The sequence below is a fragment of the Macrococcus animalis genome (assembly GCF_047425875.1).
In the GTDB taxonomy this organism is placed as follows: Bacteria; Bacillota; Bacilli; order Staphylococcales; family Staphylococcaceae; genus Macrococcoides; species Macrococcoides animalis.
In genome coordinates this window covers 1,749,060-1,769,222 of sequence record NZ_CP179727.1, presented here as the reverse complement: position 1 = coordinate 1,769,222, position 20,163 = coordinate 1,749,060, and the positions used below count along the sequence as shown (strand labels likewise).

12 protein-coding genes, 24 tRNA genes and 3 rRNA genes are annotated in these 20,163 nt (G+C 38.7%); 5 read left to right on the top strand and 34 right to left on the bottom strand.

Annotated elements, in window-relative coordinates; genetic code table 11:
- Nucleotides 1–63 precede the first annotated feature (63 nt).
- Nucleotides 64–978: a DMT family transporter gene (locus ACMGE9_RS09320; RefSeq protein WP_414042501.1), complete on the top strand. Its 915-nt coding sequence runs from the start codon at nt 64–66 to the stop codon at nt 976–978.
- 16 nt (nt 979–994) lie between these two features.
- On the opposite strand, the gene ACMGE9_RS09315 is transcribed toward ACMGE9_RS09320, so the two are convergent.
- Nucleotides 995–2,269, bottom strand: coding sequence for an MFS transporter (locus ACMGE9_RS09315; protein WP_414042500.1), 1,275 nt, complete (start codon nt 2,267–2,269; stop codon nt 995–997).
- A gap of 108 nt (nt 2,270–2,377) precedes the next feature.
- Here ACMGE9_RS09315 and ACMGE9_RS09310 point away from each other — a divergent pair, with 108 nt between their 5' ends.
- The gene (locus tag ACMGE9_RS09310) at nt 2,378–3,616 is read left to right on the top strand and encodes a helix-turn-helix domain-containing protein (protein ID WP_414042499.1); all 1,239 of its coding nucleotides are present in this window, start codon (nt 2,378–2,380) and stop codon (nt 3,614–3,616) included.
- Nucleotides 3,617–3,814: 198 nt separating this feature from the next.
- Here ACMGE9_RS09310 and ACMGE9_RS09305 read toward each other — a convergent pair whose 3' ends face one another.
- From ACMGE9_RS09305 to ACMGE9_RS09170, 28 genes are all read right to left on the bottom strand, one after another.
- Nucleotides 3,815–4,507 carry a GNAT family N-acetyltransferase gene (locus ACMGE9_RS09305; RefSeq protein ID WP_414042498.1) on the bottom strand — a complete coding sequence of 231 codons (693 nt, stop codon included), beginning with the start codon at nt 4,505–4,507 and terminating at the stop codon, nt 3,815–3,817.
- A 132-nt stretch (nt 4,508–4,639) separates the two neighbouring features.
- Nucleotides 4,640–4,721, bottom strand: a tRNA-Leu gene (locus tag ACMGE9_RS09300).
- A gap of 443 nt (nt 4,722–5,164) precedes the next feature.
- Nucleotides 5,165–5,238, bottom strand: a tRNA-Cys gene (locus ACMGE9_RS09295).
- Between the two features lie 5 nt (nt 5,239–5,243).
- Nucleotides 5,244–5,315 (bottom strand) — tRNA-Gln (locus tag ACMGE9_RS09290).
- Between the two features lie 14 nt (nt 5,316–5,329).
- Nucleotides 5,330–5,402: transfer RNA gene (locus ACMGE9_RS09285), tRNA-His, on the bottom strand.
- A gap of 2 nt (nt 5,403–5,404) precedes the next feature.
- A tRNA-Trp gene (locus ACMGE9_RS09280) sits at nt 5,405–5,478 on the bottom strand.
- A 21-nt stretch (nt 5,479–5,499) separates the two neighbouring features.
- Nucleotides 5,500–5,583 (bottom strand) — tRNA-Tyr (locus ACMGE9_RS09275).
- A 4-nt stretch (nt 5,584–5,587) separates the two neighbouring features.
- Nucleotides 5,588–5,663, bottom strand: a tRNA-Thr gene (locus ACMGE9_RS09270).
- Nucleotides 5,664–5,679: 16 nt separating this feature from the next.
- A tRNA-Phe gene (locus ACMGE9_RS09265) sits at nt 5,680–5,752 on the bottom strand.
- A 7-nt stretch (nt 5,753–5,759) separates the two neighbouring features.
- A tRNA-Asp gene (locus ACMGE9_RS09260) sits at nt 5,760–5,835 on the bottom strand.
- 8 nt (nt 5,836–5,843) lie between these two features.
- Nucleotides 5,844–5,917 (bottom strand) — tRNA-Met (locus ACMGE9_RS09255).
- A 57-nt stretch (nt 5,918–5,974) separates the two neighbouring features.
- Nucleotides 5,975–6,067: transfer RNA gene (locus tag ACMGE9_RS09250), tRNA-Ser, on the bottom strand.
- 17 nt (nt 6,068–6,084) lie between these two features.
- Nucleotides 6,085–6,158 (bottom strand) — tRNA-Ile (locus ACMGE9_RS09245).
- A gap of 41 nt (nt 6,159–6,199) precedes the next feature.
- Nucleotides 6,200–6,273 (bottom strand) — tRNA-Met (locus tag ACMGE9_RS09240).
- Between the two features lie 20 nt (nt 6,274–6,293).
- Nucleotides 6,294–6,369: transfer RNA gene (locus ACMGE9_RS09235), tRNA-Ala, on the bottom strand.
- A 22-nt stretch (nt 6,370–6,391) separates the two neighbouring features.
- Nucleotides 6,392–6,465, bottom strand: a tRNA-Pro gene (locus tag ACMGE9_RS09230).
- A gap of 21 nt (nt 6,466–6,486) precedes the next feature.
- Nucleotides 6,487–6,563 (bottom strand) — tRNA-Arg (locus ACMGE9_RS09225).
- 3 nt (nt 6,564–6,566) lie between these two features.
- A tRNA-Leu gene (locus tag ACMGE9_RS09220) sits at nt 6,567–6,655 on the bottom strand.
- A gap of 42 nt (nt 6,656–6,697) precedes the next feature.
- Nucleotides 6,698–6,772, bottom strand: a tRNA-Gly gene (locus ACMGE9_RS09215).
- A 5-nt stretch (nt 6,773–6,777) separates the two neighbouring features.
- Nucleotides 6,778–6,861, bottom strand: a tRNA-Leu gene (locus ACMGE9_RS09210).
- A 29-nt stretch (nt 6,862–6,890) separates the two neighbouring features.
- A tRNA-Lys gene (locus tag ACMGE9_RS09205) sits at nt 6,891–6,966 on the bottom strand.
- A gap of 7 nt (nt 6,967–6,973) precedes the next feature.
- A tRNA-Thr gene (locus tag ACMGE9_RS09200) sits at nt 6,974–7,049 on the bottom strand.
- Between the two features lie 10 nt (nt 7,050–7,059).
- Nucleotides 7,060–7,135, bottom strand: a tRNA-Val gene (locus ACMGE9_RS09195).
- Nucleotides 7,136–7,147: 12 nt separating this feature from the next.
- Nucleotides 7,148–7,262 (bottom strand): 5S ribosomal RNA (gene rrf / locus ACMGE9_RS09190).
- Between the two features lie 92 nt (nt 7,263–7,354).
- Nucleotides 7,355–10,276, bottom strand: a 23S ribosomal RNA gene (locus tag ACMGE9_RS09185).
- 145 nt (nt 10,277–10,421) lie between these two features.
- Nucleotides 10,422–10,497, bottom strand: a tRNA-Ala gene (locus tag ACMGE9_RS09180).
- 33 nt (nt 10,498–10,530) lie between these two features.
- A tRNA-Ile gene (locus tag ACMGE9_RS09175) sits at nt 10,531–10,607 on the bottom strand.
- 92 nt (nt 10,608–10,699) lie between these two features.
- Nucleotides 10,700–12,253, bottom strand: a 16S ribosomal RNA gene (locus ACMGE9_RS09170).
- The 16S, 23S and 5S rRNA genes sit together here with 24 tRNA genes alongside, the layout of an rRNA operon.
- Nucleotides 12,254–12,766: 513 nt before the next feature.
- Between ACMGE9_RS09170 and ACMGE9_RS09165 the strand changes: the two genes are divergently transcribed.
- On the top strand, nt 12,767–13,183 hold the full coding sequence (locus ACMGE9_RS09165; protein ID WP_414042497.1) for a YgzB family protein: 417 nt from the start codon (nt 12,767–12,769) through the stop codon (nt 13,181–13,183).
- Between the two features lie 10 nt (nt 13,184–13,193).
- Here the strand turns inward: ACMGE9_RS09165 and perR are convergent, their stop codons facing one another.
- The 3 genes from perR to ACMGE9_RS09150 form a co-directional block, all read right to left on the bottom strand.
- Nucleotides 13,194–13,652, bottom strand: a complete 459-nt coding sequence (gene perR / locus ACMGE9_RS09160) for a peroxide-responsive transcriptional repressor PerR (RefSeq protein ID WP_414042496.1) — start codon at nt 13,650–13,652, stop codon at nt 13,194–13,196.
- A gap of 109 nt (nt 13,653–13,761) precedes the next feature.
- The gene (locus tag ACMGE9_RS09155) at nt 13,762–14,712 is read right to left on the bottom strand and encodes an NAD(P)-dependent oxidoreductase (protein ID WP_414042495.1); all 951 of its coding nucleotides are present in this window, start codon (nt 14,710–14,712) and stop codon (nt 13,762–13,764) included.
- A gap of 13 nt (nt 14,713–14,725) precedes the next feature.
- Entirely contained in the window at nt 14,726–15,181 is a 456-nt protein-coding gene (locus tag ACMGE9_RS09150) for a peroxiredoxin (protein ID WP_414042494.1), read from the bottom strand.
- 80 nt (nt 15,182–15,261) lie between these two features.
- On the opposite strand from ACMGE9_RS09150, the gene ACMGE9_RS09145 reads away from it, so the two are divergent.
- On the top strand, nt 15,262–16,560 hold the full coding sequence (locus ACMGE9_RS09145; protein ID WP_414042493.1) for a glutamate-1-semialdehyde 2,1-aminomutase: 1,299 nt from the start codon (nt 15,262–15,264) through the stop codon (nt 16,558–16,560).
- Nucleotides 16,561–16,614: 54 nt separating this feature from the next.
- A complete protein-coding gene (locus ACMGE9_RS09140) occupies nt 16,615–17,700 on the top strand; it encodes an FUSC family protein (protein ID WP_414042492.1) in 1,086 nt (361 codons plus the stop codon).
- Nucleotides 17,701–17,773: 73 nt separating this feature from the next.
- On the opposite strand, the gene ACMGE9_RS09135 is transcribed toward ACMGE9_RS09140, so the two are convergent.
- Both ACMGE9_RS09135 and ACMGE9_RS09130 read right to left on the bottom strand, forming a co-directional pair.
- A complete protein-coding gene (locus ACMGE9_RS09135; RefSeq protein ID WP_414042491.1) occupies nt 17,774–18,379 on the bottom strand; it encodes a DNA-3-methyladenine glycosylase in 606 nt (201 codons plus the stop codon).
- Between the two features lie 139 nt (nt 18,380–18,518).
- Nucleotides 18,519–20,120 (bottom strand): FMN-binding glutamate synthase family protein, encoded by a 1,602-nt coding sequence (locus tag ACMGE9_RS09130; RefSeq protein WP_414042490.1) that lies wholly within the window; start codon nt 20,118–20,120, stop codon nt 18,519–18,521.
- Nucleotides 20,121–20,163: the final 43 nt, after the last annotated feature.

Genomic DNA, 20,163 nt, shown 5'->3' with positions numbered 1-20,163 from the left:
TCATCTTGACATCACAATATTCAGAATTTTATAATCAAGATAACACTTTAAAGGGGTGAAATAATGAATAAACAGTTAAAAGGAATAATGTATGTTACACTTGGTGCAATATTTTGGGGTGTTGGAGGAACGATTTCACAGCAACTCTTTGAAGGCTATCAAATTCCACTGGATTGGTTTATTACGATACGACTCATCTTAAGCGGATTATTCTTATTACTCCTTGCGAAATTAAGAAAACAACATGTAATGAATATATTTAATCATAAACATAGCTTCTTTCAACTCTTGATATACTCAATATTTGGCATGCTCGCCGTGCAATATACATATCTTGCATCAATTGAAGGAGGAAATGCTGCAGTAGCAACATTGTTGCAGTATTTAGCACCCATTGTTATCCTGACTTATCTGTTACTTACACGAAAAACTGTTTTTAGGCTTATTGATTTAATCATTATCTTGATATCAACATTCGGAACATTCTTACTCCTTACTAGTGGAAACATAAACAATGTCGTTGTTGCACCATCAGCAATCATATGGGGGCTATTGTCAGCTGTTGCTGCAGCATTCTATACAATGTATGCTGGTAGGCTCTTTGTCCATAACACGCCACTTGTCATCGTTGGGTGGGCAATGCTATTTGCTGGTTTATTCATTAGCCTATTTAATAGGCACTGGAATATCAATCCATTAGACTTCGGGTTGATGGGAAATTTCTATATCGTATTTGTAATCATCTTTGGTACTGCAATGGCATTCTTCTTATATCTACTGAGTACAAAATACATTGATCCACAACTTACAGCATTGTTAGGATGTATCGAGCCCCTGACCGCAGTCATACTCAGCATTATTTGGTTGAAGCAGCCGTTTAATATCATTCAAAGTATCGGAATGCTGATTATATTAGGCGTAGTTTTGTTTATTTCAATATTAAATTCAAAAGGAAAAAGCCAACCATCTCGTTCGTGAGATGGTTGGCTTATATTTATGAAGATGCTTGGCTTAAAAATCTTGTCGTTTTCACATTAAATTTCTGATTCATTATGCTTAATACGAGGACAATACAACTTACACCACATATTAAGAATGTGATACCATATAACCCTTGATCAAAAATAATACCAAATAAGATGTAGGATACAGGCATCAACAATTGTGCAGTAAGATTAATTACTGAAAATACTCTTCCTTGTACCTGCTCATCAATGAACTCCTGAAAGAAGACAAACATTGGTGTATTTACAAATTGGGCTGTTATTCCTAATAATAAACCTACGATAAAGAATGTAATATATACTGGCCATAATCCACTCATTAATAATAATGGCACACTAATGATGATTAAGAATACACCTTCTAAAAGTAAGCCGATTTTTAGTACGGGGAATGGATTTTTAAATTTTTTCTTACTTCCAACAACGATACCTCCGATTAAAACACCTATACTAAACGATGCTTCTAAAATCCCCATCATTTCTGAACTCGCTTTGAAATGACCAATAATAATCTTACTCATACCAATATTCAACCCTGATACAAAGAAATTTAATGACATAAAAAGTATCAGTAACGTACGAAGTATGTCATGATGCCAAATATATTTCAAACCAAACTTAAAACTCTTAATGATACTCTCTTTTTCAATCTTTTCATCGATCTCATTATCAACTTTCTTTTTATATAATTCGAAGTTAATCATTAAGATAACCAGGCTTGCAATTATATATGCAATGATAAATATTATTAAGAATAATTCTTTAGAAACAAATCCATATAGCAATCCACCTAATACGGGACCTAATAGCATTGATAAACTACTCGCAGTAGAATTATAACCCATTGTTTTTTGTAGATGCTCGTTATGGACGATATGTGGAATAGATGCCATAAAGCTAGGACTACTCGCACTAGAAATAAAAGCAGCTAAAAAAGTGACGATATATAAAACTATAATATTGAATCCTAGAAAGTGAATATAAATTAATAGGAATAATACTAACATCGCTTCAATAAAAATACTCCAAAAAATTACTTTCTTTCGATTATAATTGTCTGCTAAATAACCTGATAAAGGTGTAACAACAATTCTACCAAGTACACTCATTGCTAAGTTAATCGAGAATAATTTAGCGGAACCTGTGGCAGATAAAATATAGAAACTAATCCCGAAACTATAAATAGATATGCCGAGACTTGCAATCATGGTGCTTAAAATTAATAAATACATTTGACGAAATGACTCCTTCAATTCCTTTTCCATATCTTCCCCTCCGATTAAGTTTAATTTAATTAAACTAATTATATAGAATAAAGATTTGAATTGCAAGAAAGAGTTTAATATAATTAAACTAAATAGTGGAGGTACGTTATGAATACATTAGGTGAAAAAATTAGAACGTTACGTAAAAGTAAAAAGATGACCTTAGTTGATCTTGCAGGAGATTACATGACAAAAGGCATGTTGAGTCTTATTGAAAATGGTAAAAACAAGCCTTCAATGGAGAGTTTAGAATATATCGCAAAACAGTTAGACACGACAGTGAGTGTGTTATTGGAAGATGGGGATGAAGTATTAACTAATGAAATGTACATCAAAATAAAAGAACATCTACAAAAACCAAAGTTTTATCGAGAAAAAGAGTTTAAAGCACTTCTTGATCCAATCATCAATCAAATTAAACATAATAGAAAAGGTGCATTTATTTTTCAATGGTATGCATATACAAAAGCCATCAACTATGACCATAGCGCATTTGATTATTTGCATATGGCAAAAGAAATTTACAAAGACCTTGATGATAAAAATGCCTTACTTGATGTAGAAAATGATGTAATTACAATGCATTTTATATTAAATAATTATCAACAAGCATTCGAAAATGGTGTTGAACTATATAAGCAATACAAAGATGATTATGAAATAACTGATCCAAATGCCATTCCGAGACTGCTATTAAGTATTTCTGCATATGCTTATTCTAGTTATGACTTAGAAAATCTATTCATTTACATCAAGTTAGCTGAGCAAGCATGCTTAAAAAACAAGACGTTTCGACTACTACCCTCAATTTATAAATCTTTTTGTTTTGGATACATGTTAGATAACAACATTGAAATGTATGAACAAACATTTAATAAATTTGAAGTTTTGAAACCATTTCTAGATGACGATTTCAACTACAAGTATGACATCTTTACCACTAAATTGATTTATCATTTTTACCGACAAGAAGATGATGCATTGCTAGATATAATTAATAATCAACATGAATATTTAAAAAGTGAAAATTATACAGAAGAAGGTTTTGAAGCATTTAATAAAAATATATGGATGCTAACAAAAGGTGTCGCACTTTATCGAAAAGGACAATTTGACGAAGCGATACTGTCACTAAATGCATATCAACCCGATATTGAGTTTCATGCACCGGTTGATATTGCAGTTATTGCACATAAAGAAACATATTTAGCATTAAATGAAGAACGATTAGGTAATCAACAAAAAGCAAAAGAGTATATTCAGAGTGCAATGAATCAAATTCGTAAAATACCCTCAAATCATTTCACTAAAATCACTGAAGAAACTTATCAAAGAATCATGAAATAAAATAAGCCGTAGACTATGTATAACAGTCTGCGGCTTATTTTTTAATTTAATATACGTTTTGCAATTAATTGTTGGAGCTTAACGATGTCTGTATCTTTATTGAATAATTTAACGATTGGTAATTGGATACCTACTACAAATAATTTGATGATGGAAATTAATAGAAATATCATGTAATAATATGTATTTATCTTTTTCCTACATCTCACTCAACGATCGTTTTTGTCTACCCTTTGCATCAAAGTTACTATCATCTAGCCAAGCTTCAAGTCTTTTCTTATTCTCTGACCACTCTTTATCAATGATTGAGTACCAATTTGTATCTCGATTTCGTCCTTTATAGACGATTACTTGTCTAAATGTCCCTTCAAATGTAAATCCTAGTCGTTTGGCTGATTTATTAGATGCTTCGTTTAAGCTATCACACTTCCATTCATAGCGACGGTATTTCAATTCCTCAAATACATACTTCATTACTAAATACTGAGCTTCTGTAGCCTGTCTGCTGCGTTTAAGGATTGGTGAGTATACAACCCAACCCATTTCTACTACTCTATTCTTATTATCGATACGCATTAATGAGAACGTCCCCACAGCTTTCCCAGATTTTTTATCGATTATTGTTAAGTAATATGGGTCAATTGATGCAATTAAGCCGATGAGAAAGTCTCTGAATTCATTTTTGTCTTCAAACTTTTGAATTGGCATATAAGTTAAGTTTTCTGGAGAAGACAACGCACCATATACTTCATACAAATCATCGAAATGCTTTTCATTAATCTTTTCTATTGTAACTGTCTTACCTACTAATGTTTGGATATTAGGTAACAATCCAGGTGTGTAATCTTGTATTTCATCCCCAATGAGTTGGTTATACTCGTTGTATCTCATATTTCCCCTACTTTCATGTATGGTTATGAGATTCATTATAGTAAACGATAATGAATAATCCAAATATCCAATATCGTATATTTTTTATGAAATAAAAAAATCCCCTAAACATAAATGTTTAAGGGATAGTAGTACCACCGGTCGGGGTCGAACCGACACTCCGTGAGGAACCGGATTTTGAGTCCGGCGCGTCTGCCAATTCCGCCACGGTGGCTTAGTAAAATTAATTATTAAGTAAGTATAATACTATATAAATTAAAGGTCAAGAATTTAATTCATTTGTCAAACTGTGTTCACAAATGACAACTGACCTGTTATAATAAGTAAGTAATGAAGTCTCGTCAACTTTATTATCACCAAATTTCATTTTTCGTTTAATTACTTTTAACTACAGAATTCTTTCTGTAGTTCTTTTTTTGCCTAAATATAAATTTTAAATTTCACGAAAAAAATAAGCTTGCATTAGCAGCTTAACAAAAATGTAAATGGAGCGGAAGATAGGACTTACACCTATACCTCAAATCAGGAAGATCTGAATTCTAAAAATTGAAATACTCCCGCTAAATAATATGGAGCGGAAGGTAGGACTTACACCTACATCTCAGACCAGGAAGGTCCGTATTCTAAAAGTTGAAATACTCCCGCATATGAAATTAATGGAGGCGCCAACCGGATTTGAACCGGTGATAAAGGTTTTGCAGACCTCTGCCTTACCACTTGGCTATGGCGCCTAAAGCTGGGCTAGCTGGATTCGAACCAACGAGTGACGGAGTCAAAGTCCGTTGCCTTACCACTTGGCTATAGCCCAATATTAAAATTAAGGGCGACTGATGGGAATCGAACCCACGAGTGTCGGAACCACAATCCGATGCGTTAACCACTTCGCCACAATCGCCATGGCAGGGGCAGTAGGAATCGAACCCACATCAAAGGTTTTGGAGACCTCTATTCTACCGTTAAACTATGCCCCTAAAAATAAACAAATAAAAAAATGGTGGAGGGGGGCAGATTCGAACTGCCGAACCCGAAGGAGCGGATTTACAGTCCGCCGCGTTTAGCCACTTCGCTACCCCTCCAAGATGGTGCCGGAAAAAGGACTTGAACCCTCAACCTACTGATTACAAGTCAGTTGCTCTACCAGTTGAGCTATTCCGGCATAATAATAAAAAAGATGGCTCAGGACGGAATCGAACCGCCGACACATGGATTTTCAATCCATTGCTCTACCGACTGAGCTACTGAGCCATACAAATGGCGGTCCCGACGGGAATCGAACCCGCGATCTCCTGCGTGACAGGCAGGCATGTTAACCGCTACACCACGGGACCACTAATAATTGCGGGAGGCGGATTTGAACCACCGACCTTCGGGTTATGAGCCCGACGAGCTACCAGACTGCTCCATCCCGCGATAATAATAAATAATTGAAAATCTATCTTTTATTCAATTTGCTGAAGTAAAAAATAATGGCGGAGGAAGAGGGATTCGAACCCCCGCGAGCCGTTAAGCCCCTGTCGGTTTTCAAGACCGATCCCTTCAGCCGGACTTGGGTATTCCTCCATTATAAAATATTAAAGTGGACCTTGCAGGACTCGAACCTGCGACCCAACGGTTATGAGCCGTTTGCTCTAACCAACTGAGCTAAAGGTCCTAAATCCTAAAGAAGTTCACATTGAATTGTAAAAAAGATAGTGGCGGCAGAGGGGATCGAACCCCCGACCTCACGGGTATGAACCGTACGCTCTAGCCAGCTGAGCTACGCCGCCGAAATAATATAAAGTTAATATGGTGGAGACTAGCGGGATCGAACCGCTGACCTCCTGCGTGCAAAGCAGGCGCTCTCCCAGCTGAGCTAAGCCCCCATATTAAAGCTTTTAAAGCAAATCGGGAAGACAGGATTCGAACCTGCGACCCCTTGGTCCCAAACCAAGTGCTCTACCAAGCTGAGCTACTTCCCGTAGCTAGTAATTTAAAAATAATGGCGCGCCCGAGAGGAGTCGAACCCCTAACCTTTTGATCCGTAGTCAAACGCTCTATCCAATTGAGCTACGGGCGCTAATGGTGCCGAGGACCGGAATCGAACCGGTACGGTAATCACTTACCGCAGGATTTTAAGTCCTGTGCGTCTGCCAGTTCCGCCACCCCGGCTTATTAGAAATAATAAGCAAGTTATAAAACAGATAGAATAAATGGAGCGAAAGACGGGATTCGAACCCGCGACCCCAACCTTGGCAAGGTTGTATTCTACCACTGAACTACTTTCGCAAATATGGTGCGGGTGAAGGGAGTCGAACCCCCACGCCAAAGGCGCTAGATCCTAAGTCTAGTGCGTCTGCCAGTTCCGCCACACCCGCATATAAGCAAGTATAATTAATAAAAATAATGGTGAGCCATAGAGGATTCGAACCTCTGACCCTTTGATTAAAAGTCAAATGCTCTACCAACTGAGCTAATGGCTCAAAGAAATGGTGCCGGAAAAAGGACTTGAACCCTCAACCTACTGATTACAAGTCAGTTGCTCTACCAGTTGAGCTATTCCGGCATAATATAAATGGTGGAGGATGACGGGCTCGAACCGCCGACCCTCTGCTTGTAAGGCAGATGCTCTCCCAGCTGAGCTAATCCTCCTGGGTATATATTGCCCGGCAACGTCCTACTCTCGCAAATCGTAAGACCAACTACCATCGGCGCTAGAGAGCTTAACTTCTGTGTTCGGTATGGGAACAGGTGTGACCTCTCTGCCATCGTCACCAGACAAATGAAAGATAATAAATTATACTTTCAAAACTAGATAAGTAAGAAGAAATTAGATATTACTCGGCAATCCCGAATAAAAAATCTATAAAATTGATTAAGTCTTCGATCGATTAGTATTCGTCAGCTCCATACATTACTGTACTTCCACCTCGAACCTATTAACCTCATCATCTTTGAGGGATCTTATAACCGAAGTTGGGAAATCTCATCTTGAGGGGGGCTTCATGCTTAGATGCTTTCAGCACTTATCCCGTCCATACATAGCTACCCAGCTATGCCGCTGGCGCGACAACTGGTACACCAGAGGTATGTCCATCCCGGTCCTCTCGTACTAAGGACAGCTCCTCTCAAATTTCCTACGCCCACGACGGATAGGGACCGAACTGTCTCACGACGTTCTGAACCCAGCTCGCGTACCGCTTTAATGGGCGAACAGCCCAACCCTTGGGACCGACTACAGCCCCAGGATGCGATGAGCCGACATCGAGGTGCCAAACCTCCCCGTCGATGTGAACTCTTGGGGGAGATAAGCCTGTTATCCCCGGGGTAGCTTTTATCCGTTGAGCGATGGCCCTTCCATGCGGAACCACCGGATCACTAAGTCCGTCTTTCGACCCTGCTCGACTTGTAGGTCTCGCAGTCAAGCTCCCTTGTGCCTTTACACTCTGCGAATGATTTCCAACCATTCTGAGGGAACCTTTGAGCGCCTCCGTTACTCTTTAGGAGGCGACCGCCCCAGTCAAACTGCCCGCCTGACACTGTCTCCCACCACGATAAGTGGTGCGGGTTAGAAAGTCAACACAGCCAGGGTAGTATCCCACCAACGCCTCCACGTAAGCTGACGCTCACGTTTCAAAGGCTCCTACCTATCCTGTACAAGCTGTGCCGAATTTCAATATCAGGCTGCAGTAAAGCTCCACGGGGTCTTTCCGTCCTGTCGCGGGTAACCTGCATCTTCACAGGTACTATGATTTCACCGAGTCTCTCGTTGAGACAGTGCCCAAATCGTTACGCCTTTCGTGCGGGTCGGAACTTACCCGACAAGGAATTTCGCTACCTTAGGACCGTTATAGTTACGGCCGCCGTTTACTGGGGCTTCAATTCGTAGCTTCGCGAGATGCTAACCACTCCTTTTAACCTTCCAGCACCGGGCAGGCGTCAGCCCCTATACGTCACCTTACGGTTTTGCAGAGACCTGTGTTTTTGATAAACAGTCGCTTGGGCCTATTCACTGCGGCTCTTCAAGGCTTGCACCCTAAAAAGCACCCCTTCTCCCGAAGTTACGGGGTCATTTTGCCGAGTTCCTTAACGAGAGTTCGCTCGCTCACCTTAGAATTCTCATCTTGACTACCTGTGTCGGTTTGCGGTACGGGCACCTAATTTCTAACTAGAGGCTTTTCTTGGCAGTGTGAAATCAACGACTTCGCTACTATAATTTCGCTCCCCATCACACCTTGATCTTAATGAATACCGGATTTGCCTAATATTCAATCTCAGTGCTTGGACGTACATAACCAACAGTACGCTTCGCCTATCCTACTGCGTCCCCCCATCGTTCAAACAATCTTAGGTGGTACAGGAATATCTACCTGTTATCCATCGCCTACGCCATTCGGCCTCGGCTTAGGTCCCGACTAACCCAGAGCGGACGAGCCTTCCTCTGGAAACCTTAGTCAATCGGTGGACGGGATTCTCACCCGTCTTTCGCTACTCACACCGGCATTCTCACTTCTAAGCGCTCCACATGTCCTTACGATCATGCTTCGACGCTGCTTAGAACGCTCTCCTACCATCCTTACGGATCCACAGCTTCGGTAATATGTTTAGCCCCGGTACATTTTCGGCGCAGCGTCACTCGACTAGTGAGCTATTACGCACTCTTTAAATGATGGCTGCTTCTAAGCCAACATCCTAGTTGTCTGGGCAACGCCACATCCTTTTCCACTTAACATATATTTTGGGACCTTAGCTGGTGGTCTGGGCTGTTTCCCTCTCGACTACGGACCTTATCACCCGCAGTCTGACTCCCGTGTTAAATTATTTGGCATTCGGAGTTTGTCTGAATTCGGTAACCCGAGGGGGGCCCCTAGTCCAAACAGTGCTCTACCTCCAATAATCATCACACGAGGCTAGCCCTAAAGCTATTTCGGAGAGAACCAGCTATCTCCAGGTTCGATTGGAATTTCTCCGCTACCCACACCTCATCCGCTCACTTTTCAACGTAAGTCGGTTCGGTCCTCCATTCAGTGTTACCTGAACTTCAACCTGGACATGGGTAGATCACCTGGTTTCGGGTCTACGACCTGATACTCATTCGCCCTATTCAGACTCGCTTTCGCTACGGCTCCACATATACTGCTTAACCTTGCATCAAATCGTAACTCGCCGGTTCATTCTACAAAAGGCACGCCATCACCCATTAACGGGCTCTGACTACTTGTAAGCACACGGTTTCAGGTTCTATTTCACTCCCCTTCCGGGGTGCTTTTCACCTTTCCCTCACGGTACTGGTTCACTATCGGTCACTAGAGAGTATTTAGCCTTGGGAGATGGTCCTCCCGGATTCCGACGGAATTCCACGTGTTCCGCCGTACTCAGGATCCACTCAGGAGAGAACAACTTTTCGACTACAGGGCCTTTACCTTCTATGGCTGACTTTTCCAAAGTCATTCGTCTAAATTGTTCCTTTGTAACTCCGTATTGAGTGTCCTACAACCCCAAAGAGCAAGCTCTTTGGTTTGGGCTCTTCCCGTTTCGCTCGCCGCTACTAAGGGAATCGAGTTTTCTTTCTCTTCCTCCGGGTACTTAGATGTTTCAGTTCTCCGGGTGTGCCTTCTCATATACTATGTATTCATATATGGATAACATGACATAACTCATGCTGGGTTTCCCCATTCGGAAATCTTTGGATCAAAGCTTACTTACAGCTCCCCAAAGCATATCGTCGTTAGTAACGTCCTTCTTCGGCTTCTAGTGCCAAGGCATCCACCGTGCGCCCTTAATAACTTAATCTGTTATTAATAATTGTGATGTTTATACATAAATGTATAAACGCGCGATTTTTTTAAGAATTCAAATATGAACTCACTCGGTTTTGCTTGGTAAAATCTTTTATTTCTTCTTACTTTATCTAGTTTTCAAAGTACAATAATTAAAATGGTGGAGACTAGCGGGATCGAACCGCTGACCTCCTGCGTGCAAAGCAGGCGCTCTCCCAGCTGAGCTAAGCCCCCATAAAGGTGTTTTATTAAGTTGAATATTTATAATGGTGGGCCTAAATGGACTCGAACCATCGACCTCACGCTTATCAGGCGTGCGCTCTAACCAGCTGAGCTATAGGCCCATTAAATTATATAAACATTCAAAACTGAATACAATATGTCAATGTTAATCCCTATCAAATCTTAAAGATTTGATTTCCGTAATTATCCTTAGAAAGGAGGTGATCCAGCCGCACCTTCCGATACGGCTACCTTGTTACGACTTCACCCCAATCATCTGTCCCACCTTCGACGGCTAGCTCCTAAAAGGTTACTCCACCGGCTTCGGGTGTTACAAACTCTCGTGGTGTGACGGGCGGTGTGTACAAGACCCGGGAACGTATTCACCGTAGCATGCTGATCTACGATTACTAGCGATTCCAGCTTCATGTAGTCGAGTTGCAGACTACAATCCGAACTGAGAATGGTTTTATGGGATTTGCTTGACCTCGCGGTTTTGCTGCCCTTTGTACCATCCATTGTAGCACGTGTGTAGCCCAAATCATAAGGGGCATGATGATTTGACGTCATCCCCACCTTCCTCCGGTTTATCACCGGCAGTCTCTCTAGAGTGCCCAACTTAATGATGGCAACTAAAGATAAGGGTTGCGCTCGTTGCGGGACTTAACCCAACATCTCACGACACGAGCTGACGACAACCATGCACCACCTGTCACTTTGTCCCCCGAAGGGGAAAGCTCTATCTCTAGAGTTGTCAAAGGATGTCAAGATTTGGTAAGGTTCTTCGCGTTGCTTCGAATTAAACCACATGCTCCACCGCTTGTGCGGGTCCCCGTCAATTCCTTTGAGTTTCAGTCTTGCGACCGTACTCCCCAGGCGGAGTGCTTAATGCGTTAGCTGCAGCACTGAGGGGCGGAAACCCCCCAACACTTAGCACTCATCGTTTACGGCGTGGACTACCAGGGTATCTAATCCTGTTTGATCCCCACGCTTTCGCACCTCAGCGTCAGTTACAGACCAGAGAGCCGCCTTCGCCACTGGTGTTCCTCCATATCTCTGCGCATTTCACCGCTACACATGGAATTCCACTCTCCTCTTCTGTACTCAAGTCTCCCAGTTTCCAATGACCCTCCCCGGTTGAGCCGGGGGCTTTCACATCAGACTTAAGAGACCGCCTACGCGCGCTTTACGCCCAATAATTCCGGATAACGCTTGCCACCTACGTATTACCGCGGCTGCTGGCACGTAGTTAGCCGTGGCTTTCTGGTAAGGTACCGTCAAGGTACGTTCAGTTACTAACGTACTTGTTCTTCCCTTACAACAGAGTTTTACGATCCGAAAACCTTCTTCACTCACGCGGCGTTGCTCCGTCAGACTTTCGTCCATTGCGGAAGATTCCCTACTGCTGCCTCCCGTAGGAGTCTGGGCCGTGTCTCAGTCCCAGTGTGGCCGATCACCCTCTCAGGTCGGCTATGTATCGTTGCCTTGGTGAGCCGTTACCTCACCAACTAGCTAATACACCGCAGGTCCATCTATAAGTGACAGCAAAACCGTCTTTCACTTTTGCTTCATGCGAAGCTAAATATTATCCGGTATTAGCTCCGGTTTCCCGAAGTTATCCCAGTCTTATAGGTAGGTTACCCACGTGTTACTCACCCGTCCGCCGCTAAAATCGAGAGATGCAAGCATCTCTGTCAATTCGCTCGACTTGCATGTATTAGGCACGCCGCCAGCGTTCATCCTGAGCCAGGATCAAACTCTCCATAATAGTTTGTTTGATAATGCTCTTTTGATTGCTTGAGGCAATCACTCTTGGGAGTGAACTAAGTCCACTCAAATTATTGGAATTAACGTTGACATATTGTCATTCAGTTTTCAATGTTCATTTTTTCGCGTTACAAGAATTAATGATAACATAACTCTCAACTCTTTGCAACGTTTAATTTTAAGAAGTTTTACACTTGATTGATCATTTCTTTTCAAGTCGTAAATCAACTTGCTTTATTATATTACATCGTTGTGAACAAAGTTTCAAGTGCAAGTTTTACACTTTTTCGTTTTGTTTTTTGATGTTCAAAAGCTTTGTGTCATCTGTTTTCAGCGACTTTTATATCTTAACAAGATGTACCGTATTCGTCAACACTTTTTATTAACTTTTTATATTTAATTAGTTTCTTCTATAGAAATGTTTATAAAGTGAGGAAGCCTGACTGATTTTTATAATATCTGATTTAAATAAATATGATATAATGCTCTTCAGTATTATATAGGAGATGATGGTTTGAAATTATTAAATAGAAAGCCTACTAGTAAGATTAATCGTATTCGTACCTGGGCATTAGGACTAATCTTTATTGCCATGATTGTTATGTATATTGGATCTGCAATTTTTTACTTTTACCACAGTCAACTTATCTTTTCATTATTCTTATTATTAGGGACAATACTTTTCTTAATCAGTTTCGTCGTATACTTCTGGATAGGTATGCTTTCGACAAAAACCGTTCAAGTTCGCTGTCCAAACTGCGAACATTATACGAAAATGTTAGGACGTGCTGATATTTGCGCAAACTGTAATCAACCATTGACACTCGATCCGAACTTAGAAGGAAAAGAGTTCAATCAAGATTATAACAATGCTAGAAAAAGGAAAGCATTAGAAGAAAAAGAATCAATAACAGAAGAAATAACAAAATAAAAGGAAATCGCTACTCGCGATTTCCTTTTTTATTCATGCAATCTGGACAAACCCCATAAATCTCCATGCGATGATGTGTCACTGCAAAACTCGTAATATGTTGAGCGATATTTTCAACTTCATCAAGTCTTGGGTAATGGAAGTCTGTAATCTTACCACATTCACTACAGATAACATGGTAGTGATTGTCTGTTTCAAAATCGAAACGGCTCGCAGCATCTCCATAAGTTAATTCCTTTACAAGACCACTGTCTTTAAATACTTTTAAATTATTATAGACTGTTGCTACACTCATATTTGAAAATTGAGGTGACAATGCTTTGTAAATCTCATCTGCGGTAGGATGACTGTTAGATTCTATTAAAAATCTCAACACAGCTTGTCTTTGCGGTGTTATTCTCACGCCAGTTTTTCGTAAACTCTGAATCGCATCGTCAAGCATATGTTCCATATTTAATTCAGCCGACATCATAACACCCCTTTTCTACTTTATAGTAATTCTATTTTACATGCTTTTTTTCATAAATGTCAAATAGACAATTCGGCAGTATATCAATTTTTACCAATTAATTAAGGTTCTAATATCCTTTTGAAGGGTCAACTTTGTTCTTAAATAGAGCTTGTTGATTAATTCCCAATGATAAGTTTTCTTTAAGAATCTCAGTTGCACGTTTATTATAATGCAAACTGTTGCCTGTTATATGAGGTGTCATAATAACATTGTCTAAATTATACAACGGATTATCTGCATGTAATGGTTCTTTGTAATAAACATCTAAGCAAGCTTTTCTTATTATGTTTTCTTTTAAGGCCTGTAGTAACGTTTCTTCTTTTGTTACTGTACCACGACCTACATTAATAAATAATGCCGCTTCCCCCATCGCTTTAAAATCATCTAACGTCAATAAATCGATAGTTTTTTCAGTTTCCGGTAAGACATTCACAATAATATCTGATTGTTGAAAAGCTTTCTGTCTCTGAGTAATGGATAAAACTTGATCGAAATGTTCAATTTCTCTTCCATCCGTGTTAACTCCTAACACATTCATTCCAAACGCTTTCGCTAAACGTGCGGCATATTGCGCAATCTCACCTGTTCCAATAAAACAAATCGTTTGATTGAAAAGCTCCTTATGACGAATCTTTGTTTTATAACCTTTTTGTTGTTGTAATTCATAATAAGGAATTACATTCTTATAATCCGTCATGATATAACTAAAAATATACTCAGATATCTGAATTTTATGTACACCACGAGCATTCGTAAGTATTATACCCTTATCTTTAATTAATTCGAGTGGTAAATTATTCACTCCAGCTGCATACCATGCAATCCATTTTAATTCTTTTGCTTTATTGATGATTTCAGCATTAAGTTTCGAATCATACGTAATAATCACATCCATCGTTTGAATATCTTCTTCAGTCAATGCAGTAAACCCATCTCGTTGAATAAATTCATGATTTGGAAATTGATTCATTAGTTCAACTAAAATTTCTTTCAGGTTAATGGTAGAGATAATCTTCATAAATAATTTCTCCTTATCGTAATACCGACTGAATATCTTTCATTTGTTGTTTCACTTTCACACCATCAAAATATGCAATCACTTTATTGTCTTCGTCTAGAACGATCGTTGTTCTTACAATTCCCATAGCTTCTTTGCCGAATGATTTTTTTAAACGATAGATTCCTAGTGCTTCTGAATATTCGTAGTTGTTATCTACTAACAAATCGAATTTTAAATTATGTTTTTTTATAAAATTCGTGTGCTTAGTTTTACTGTCACCACTCACACCATAAACTTGAGCCCCTAATTCGTTTAAATCTTCTAAATTATCGTTAAAATCACATGCCTGTGTTGTACACGTCGGTGTATTATCTCTCGGGTAAAAATATATAACTGTCTTATAACCGAGTAGAGATTCATTTGTTACCATCTCACCGTTTTGATTTTCCATAGCAAATGCAGGTAAATTATCACCAATTTTCAACATTTTAATCCTCCTAATCAAAATTTCTATATTACTATGATAGTATAGTAGACGATAATACAAAACAAAAAGAGGTTGATAATATGGATTTCACTCATTCTAAAAGATTACAAAAACGTGCAAATGAAGCAATTTTAGGTGGCGTTAACTCTCCTTCCCGCTCTTATAAAGCTGTTGGCGGTGGCGCACCTGTAGTTATGGCACGCGGGGAAGGTGCTTACTTCTATGATGTTGACGGCAATAAATATATAGATTATTTAGCAGCATATGGCCCAATCATAACTGGACATGCCCACCCCCACATCACACAAGCAATCAAACACGCTGCTGAAAATGGCGTTTTATACGGAACACCAACCGAACACGAAGTTATATTTGCTGAAATGTTAAAAGAAGCAATCCCTTCATTAGAAAAGGTACGTTTCGTTAATTCTGGTACAGAAGCTGTTATGACCACAATTCGCGTAGCACGTGCATTTACTAAGCGTGATAAAATTATAAAATTTGCAGGCTGTTACCATGGTCATTCTGATTTAGTGTTAGTAGCTGCAGGTAGTGGTCCATCACAACTTGGCACACCAGATTCAGCCGGTGTCCCAAAAAGCGTTGCCCAAGAAGTAATTACAGTACCATTCAATGATATAGAACAATTCAAAGAAGCATTTATTCATTTTGGTGATCAAATTGCTGGCGTTTTAGTTGAACCTATCGTTGGAAACTTCGGTATCGTAGAACCTAAAGAAGGCTTCTTACAAGCTGTAAACGATATTGCACACAAACATGGTGCATTAGTTATTTATGATGAAGTCATTACTGCATTCCGTTTTATGTACGGTGGCGCACAAGATTTATTAGGCGTAAAGCCCGATTTAACTGCTTTTGGTAAGGTCATCGGAGGCGGTTTGCCAATCGGAGCTTATGGCGGCCGTCAAGAAATTATGGAGCATGTTGCACCGCTTGGTCCGACGTATCAAGCAGGTACAATGGCAGGTAATCCATTAAGCATGCAAGCAGGCATTGCATTACTTGAAGTCATTAAACAAGACGGCGTTTACGAAGAATTAGACCGATTAGGTAAAATTTTAGAAGACGGCATGTTAGAACTCATTAATAAATACAATATTCGTGCGACAATTAATCGTTTAATGGGTGCTATGACAATATATTTCACTGATGAAAAGGTTGTAAATTATGAGCAAGCAGAAAATACAGATGGAGAAGCTTTTGCAAAGTTCTTTAAATTAATGTTAAATCAAGGCATTAATTTAGCTCCTTCTAAATATGAAGCATGGTTTATTACAACAGAACATACTGAAGACGATATTAAAGACACACTCGTTGCCGTAGAAAATGCATTTAAAGAAATGTCTATTGTAAAATAACCAAAATTCATGTATAAGTGTACTATCAATTAAATAATGAGGTAGATGTATAAAATGAAATTAGGCGCACGTATATTTAAAACCGGCATCGCTATTATTGTTTCGTTGTTTATAGCACATGCAATTAATGCACCTGGAGCTATTGTTGCAGGTATCTCAGCATTATTTGCAATGCAACCTAACGTCTATCGATCATTCAAGACAATTATTGAACAATTTCAAGGTAATTTAATTGGCGCATTATTAGCTGTAGGCATGGCACATTTATTTGGTTTCCATATTGTTATAATTGGGATTACTTCTATCATCTTGATATCAGTCTTACAAAAATTAAATTTATCACATGTTACGGGACTTGCAGTCGTTACTCAGTTAATTATTATGGATCATCAAGATGGTGATTTCTTATTATCAGCCTGTTATCGCTTTGGATTTGTGATGATTGGTGTACTAAGTGCCTTCGTTGTAAATACGTTATTTTTACCACCAAAGTTTGAAACTAAAATGTATTATAACTGTTTGAACATCAGTAGCGATATATTTAAGTGGATTCGATTAGAAATCAATGGCTCTACTGAATTTCATGCAGTCAAACGAGATATTGATGATATTCGTAGTCGCATCGAAAAAGTGGAAGAACAATATAACTTATACAAAGAAGAACGCGCCTATTCAAAAAAAGGCAGCATTCGAAATATCCGTAAAAAAATCATCTTTAAAGAAATCATCTTAACAACAAGACGCTCACATGAAGTATTACGCAAATTACATCGATATGAAAATGATGTTATAAACTTACCAGAAGAATTAAAAGTTCAAATAAAGTTTGAACTTGATGAATTGATGACAATACACGAAGAAATATTAATGCGTGTATCTCAAAAAGTTCCTGCAAATAAAATTGACGATAATTACATGATTAATGAGGCATTCAAAGTGAATGTTTTAGATGCATTCTTAAAAGAAATTAATCAAGTCGAAAATCCAGAATACAATAAAGAACATGTACTCATTGTTCTTGGTACAATATTTGATTATCGTGATCGCTTAGAGCACTTAGAACGAATTACACATAGTTTCTATAAATATCATAAAGATGATAAGAAAATTACAATTGAAAATGAAAATATAGATATTTAGGACAGGCTTGTCGACAATGTGACAACACTTCGTTTATTTAAAATCAGTAGGATTAATTCGTCCTACTGATTTTTTAATTTATCCAACCATTACCTTCAACAGCTTTAACTCTGTCCTTCGACACATGTGAATTATCTTTCACTGTAAAACGATATAAATATTCTACCGCTTCTTCTTTATTATCAATACCAATACGTTTACTCTCTAATATCTCAATTGGAACTTTTCCCTCTGACAATTGAATTGGTCCTTCGTTTAGTCTTATGCCATTATGTAACTCACGTTTTACACCTAAACTTTGTGTTAGTTTGCCAGGTCCATCTGTTAAATTAACAGTTTTGCCTCTACGCTCAATCATCGATGTTATCCCTTCAACTGGCTCTATTGCTCGAATCAATACTCCTTCAGGGTGGACAGCGTCTCGCGTGATAAAATTCATGCAGTGATGACCATGCATTGTATATACATAAATGCCACCAAAGTCACGATACATCATTTCATTCTTTTTCGTTCTTTTAAGGTTATATGTATGTGCTGCCTTATCACTTTCTCCTAAATATGCTTCAACTTCTGTTATATAACCACTCGTAACCTTACCATCAATATAGGTTGTAATCTTTTTTCCGAGTAAATTTTTAGCGGCTTCAATTGTATCATCCCTTAAAAAACTTAAATCCATTGTGTTCACCTCTTCTATTTATTACCCTTATGATAGTTTCGTATTCAATTTATTAAAGAAAATTACCTATGACACACTTATCCTATAATCAACAAAAATAAAAACGACAAACCCTTATGAGTTTGCCGCTTAGAGTTATCTATACCGCTTCTTTCAATGCTTTATACATTCTATTCACGTACTGTTCACCTGTAATAATATCACCATTTTCAGTGCGATATAATAAATGCTTCACAGTAATTTCTGTTGGACTTGCTACACCACATGCAGCAGCCAAGTTAAACAGTCCTTCGTGCATACTTATAACATAGTTAGTTACACGAAATTGTTTTTCTTCTACTACAAGTCCCTTTTCTTTCTCTGGATCTGTTGTAGCTACACCTACTGGACAATCATTCGTATGACATTGTTGCGCCATAATACAACCCACACTCATCATCATCGCACGTGCAACTTGCACTAAATCTGCACCTAATCCTAACGCTATTGCTACCTTATCTGGAGTAATTAATTTCCCTGATGCAATAATTTTAATGTTATCACGTAATCCGTTTTCCACTAATACAGCATTTAGTATTGGTAAAGCTGAGAATAAAGGTAATCCGACTGTATCCTCTAATTCTTGATATGTTGCACCAGTGCCCCCTTCTCCACCATCGAGCGTAATGAAATCAGGATAAATACCAGTTTCTTTCATATCTGCAACCAAACTATATAGCATTTCTAAGTTACCCACTACCATTTTAAATCCAACAGGTTTACCACTTAAATCTTGTAATCTTTCTACGAATCGTAACAAATCAATATTGTTCTCCATAAACGTAAATCTATTTGGAGAATTGATCGTCGTAAAAGGTTTCACATTACGTATTCTTGCAATTTCTTCAGTTACTTTCTCAGCTTCTACGTGTCCACCACGTGTCTTCGCACCTTGTGCTAACTTAATTTCAAATGCTTTTACATATTCATTTTCAGCTTTTCTAACAAAGTGTTCTTCGCTGAAGTTTCCATCTTCATCACGTACCCCAAATAACCCAGGTCCAATTTGAAAAACGATATCTACGTTACCACTTAAATGATGATCACTCAATCCGCCTTCACCAGTATTCATCCAAGTTCCTTTAGCCAAACCTAAACCTTTCGATAAAGCTGAAATTGCATTTTTACCTAAGGCTCCGTAACTCATCCCTGATTGTCCAATCAGTCGCTTCACATGGAATGGATATTTACAATCTTGGCCTAACACTACCGCATGTTCATCTGTTAAAAGATAAGGATCAATTGTTTCTACCTCTCTATGTTCTTTTCTCGAGAACAATCCCTCAGAATCTAATTTATATACTTTTGTATCTACCTTATTATCTTGATCAATTGCTAACTCACTCGGTTGTTTCGGAAATATTGAGTTTTGTAAATAAAATCCTGGTGCATTAAAGTCACGTCTAGATCCAAATCCGCCAATACGTGACTTATACTTACCCGCTTTCACGACATCTAAATAATCTTTTCTAGAAAAAGGTGTTGATTCGTTATCTGATTGGATTAAGTATTGGCGCATTTCTGGTCCGATTTTTTCAAAGAAATAACGTACGCGACCAAGCACTGGATAGTTTCTTAAAATACTATGTTGATTTTGCTTCTTATCCACAAAAATAAGTGAAAAGACCCCTATTGCTACAATCAATATAATAACTAAAAGAATTGTATCCACAATCAATTGAATTGTTTGTAATAAATCCACTATAAAAACCCCCTATGTATGATACTTCTATCATACATCAGGG

What these genes read in the sequence shown, in the direction of transcription:
- ACMGE9_RS09310 (WP_414042499.1), top strand. Translation starts at nt 2,378, where the DNA reads ATGAATACATTAGGTGAAAAAATTAGAACGTTACGTAAAAGTAAAAAG.
- perR (WP_414042496.1), bottom strand. Translation starts at nt 13,652, where the DNA reads ATGTCGGCTGAATTAAATATGGAACATATGCTTGACGATGCGATTCAG.
- ACMGE9_RS09315 (WP_414042500.1), bottom strand. Translation starts at nt 2,269, where the DNA reads ATGGAAAAGGAATTGAAGGAGTCATTTCGTCAAATGTATTTATTAATT.
- ACMGE9_RS09150 (WP_414042494.1), bottom strand. Translation starts at nt 15,181, where the DNA reads ATGTTGAAAATTGGTGATAATTTACCTGCATTTGCTATGGAAAATCAA.
- ACMGE9_RS09305 (WP_414042498.1), bottom strand. Translation starts at nt 4,507, where the DNA reads ATGAGATACAACGAGTATAACCAACTCATTGGGGATGAAATACAAGAT.
- ACMGE9_RS09155 (WP_414042495.1), bottom strand. Translation starts at nt 14,712, where the DNA reads ATGAAGATTATCTCTACCATTAACCTGAAAGAAATTTTAGTTGAACTA.
- ACMGE9_RS09145 (WP_414042493.1), top strand. Translation starts at nt 15,262, where the DNA reads ATGGATTTCACTCATTCTAAAAGATTACAAAAACGTGCAAATGAAGCA.
- ACMGE9_RS09320 (WP_414042501.1), top strand. Translation starts at nt 64, where the DNA reads ATGAATAAACAGTTAAAAGGAATAATGTATGTTACACTTGGTGCAATA.
- ACMGE9_RS09135 (WP_414042491.1), bottom strand. Translation starts at nt 18,379, where the DNA reads ATGGATTTAAGTTTTTTAAGGGATGATACAATTGAAGCCGCTAAAAAT.
- ACMGE9_RS09140 (WP_414042492.1), top strand. Translation starts at nt 16,615, where the DNA reads ATGAAATTAGGCGCACGTATATTTAAAACCGGCATCGCTATTATTGTT.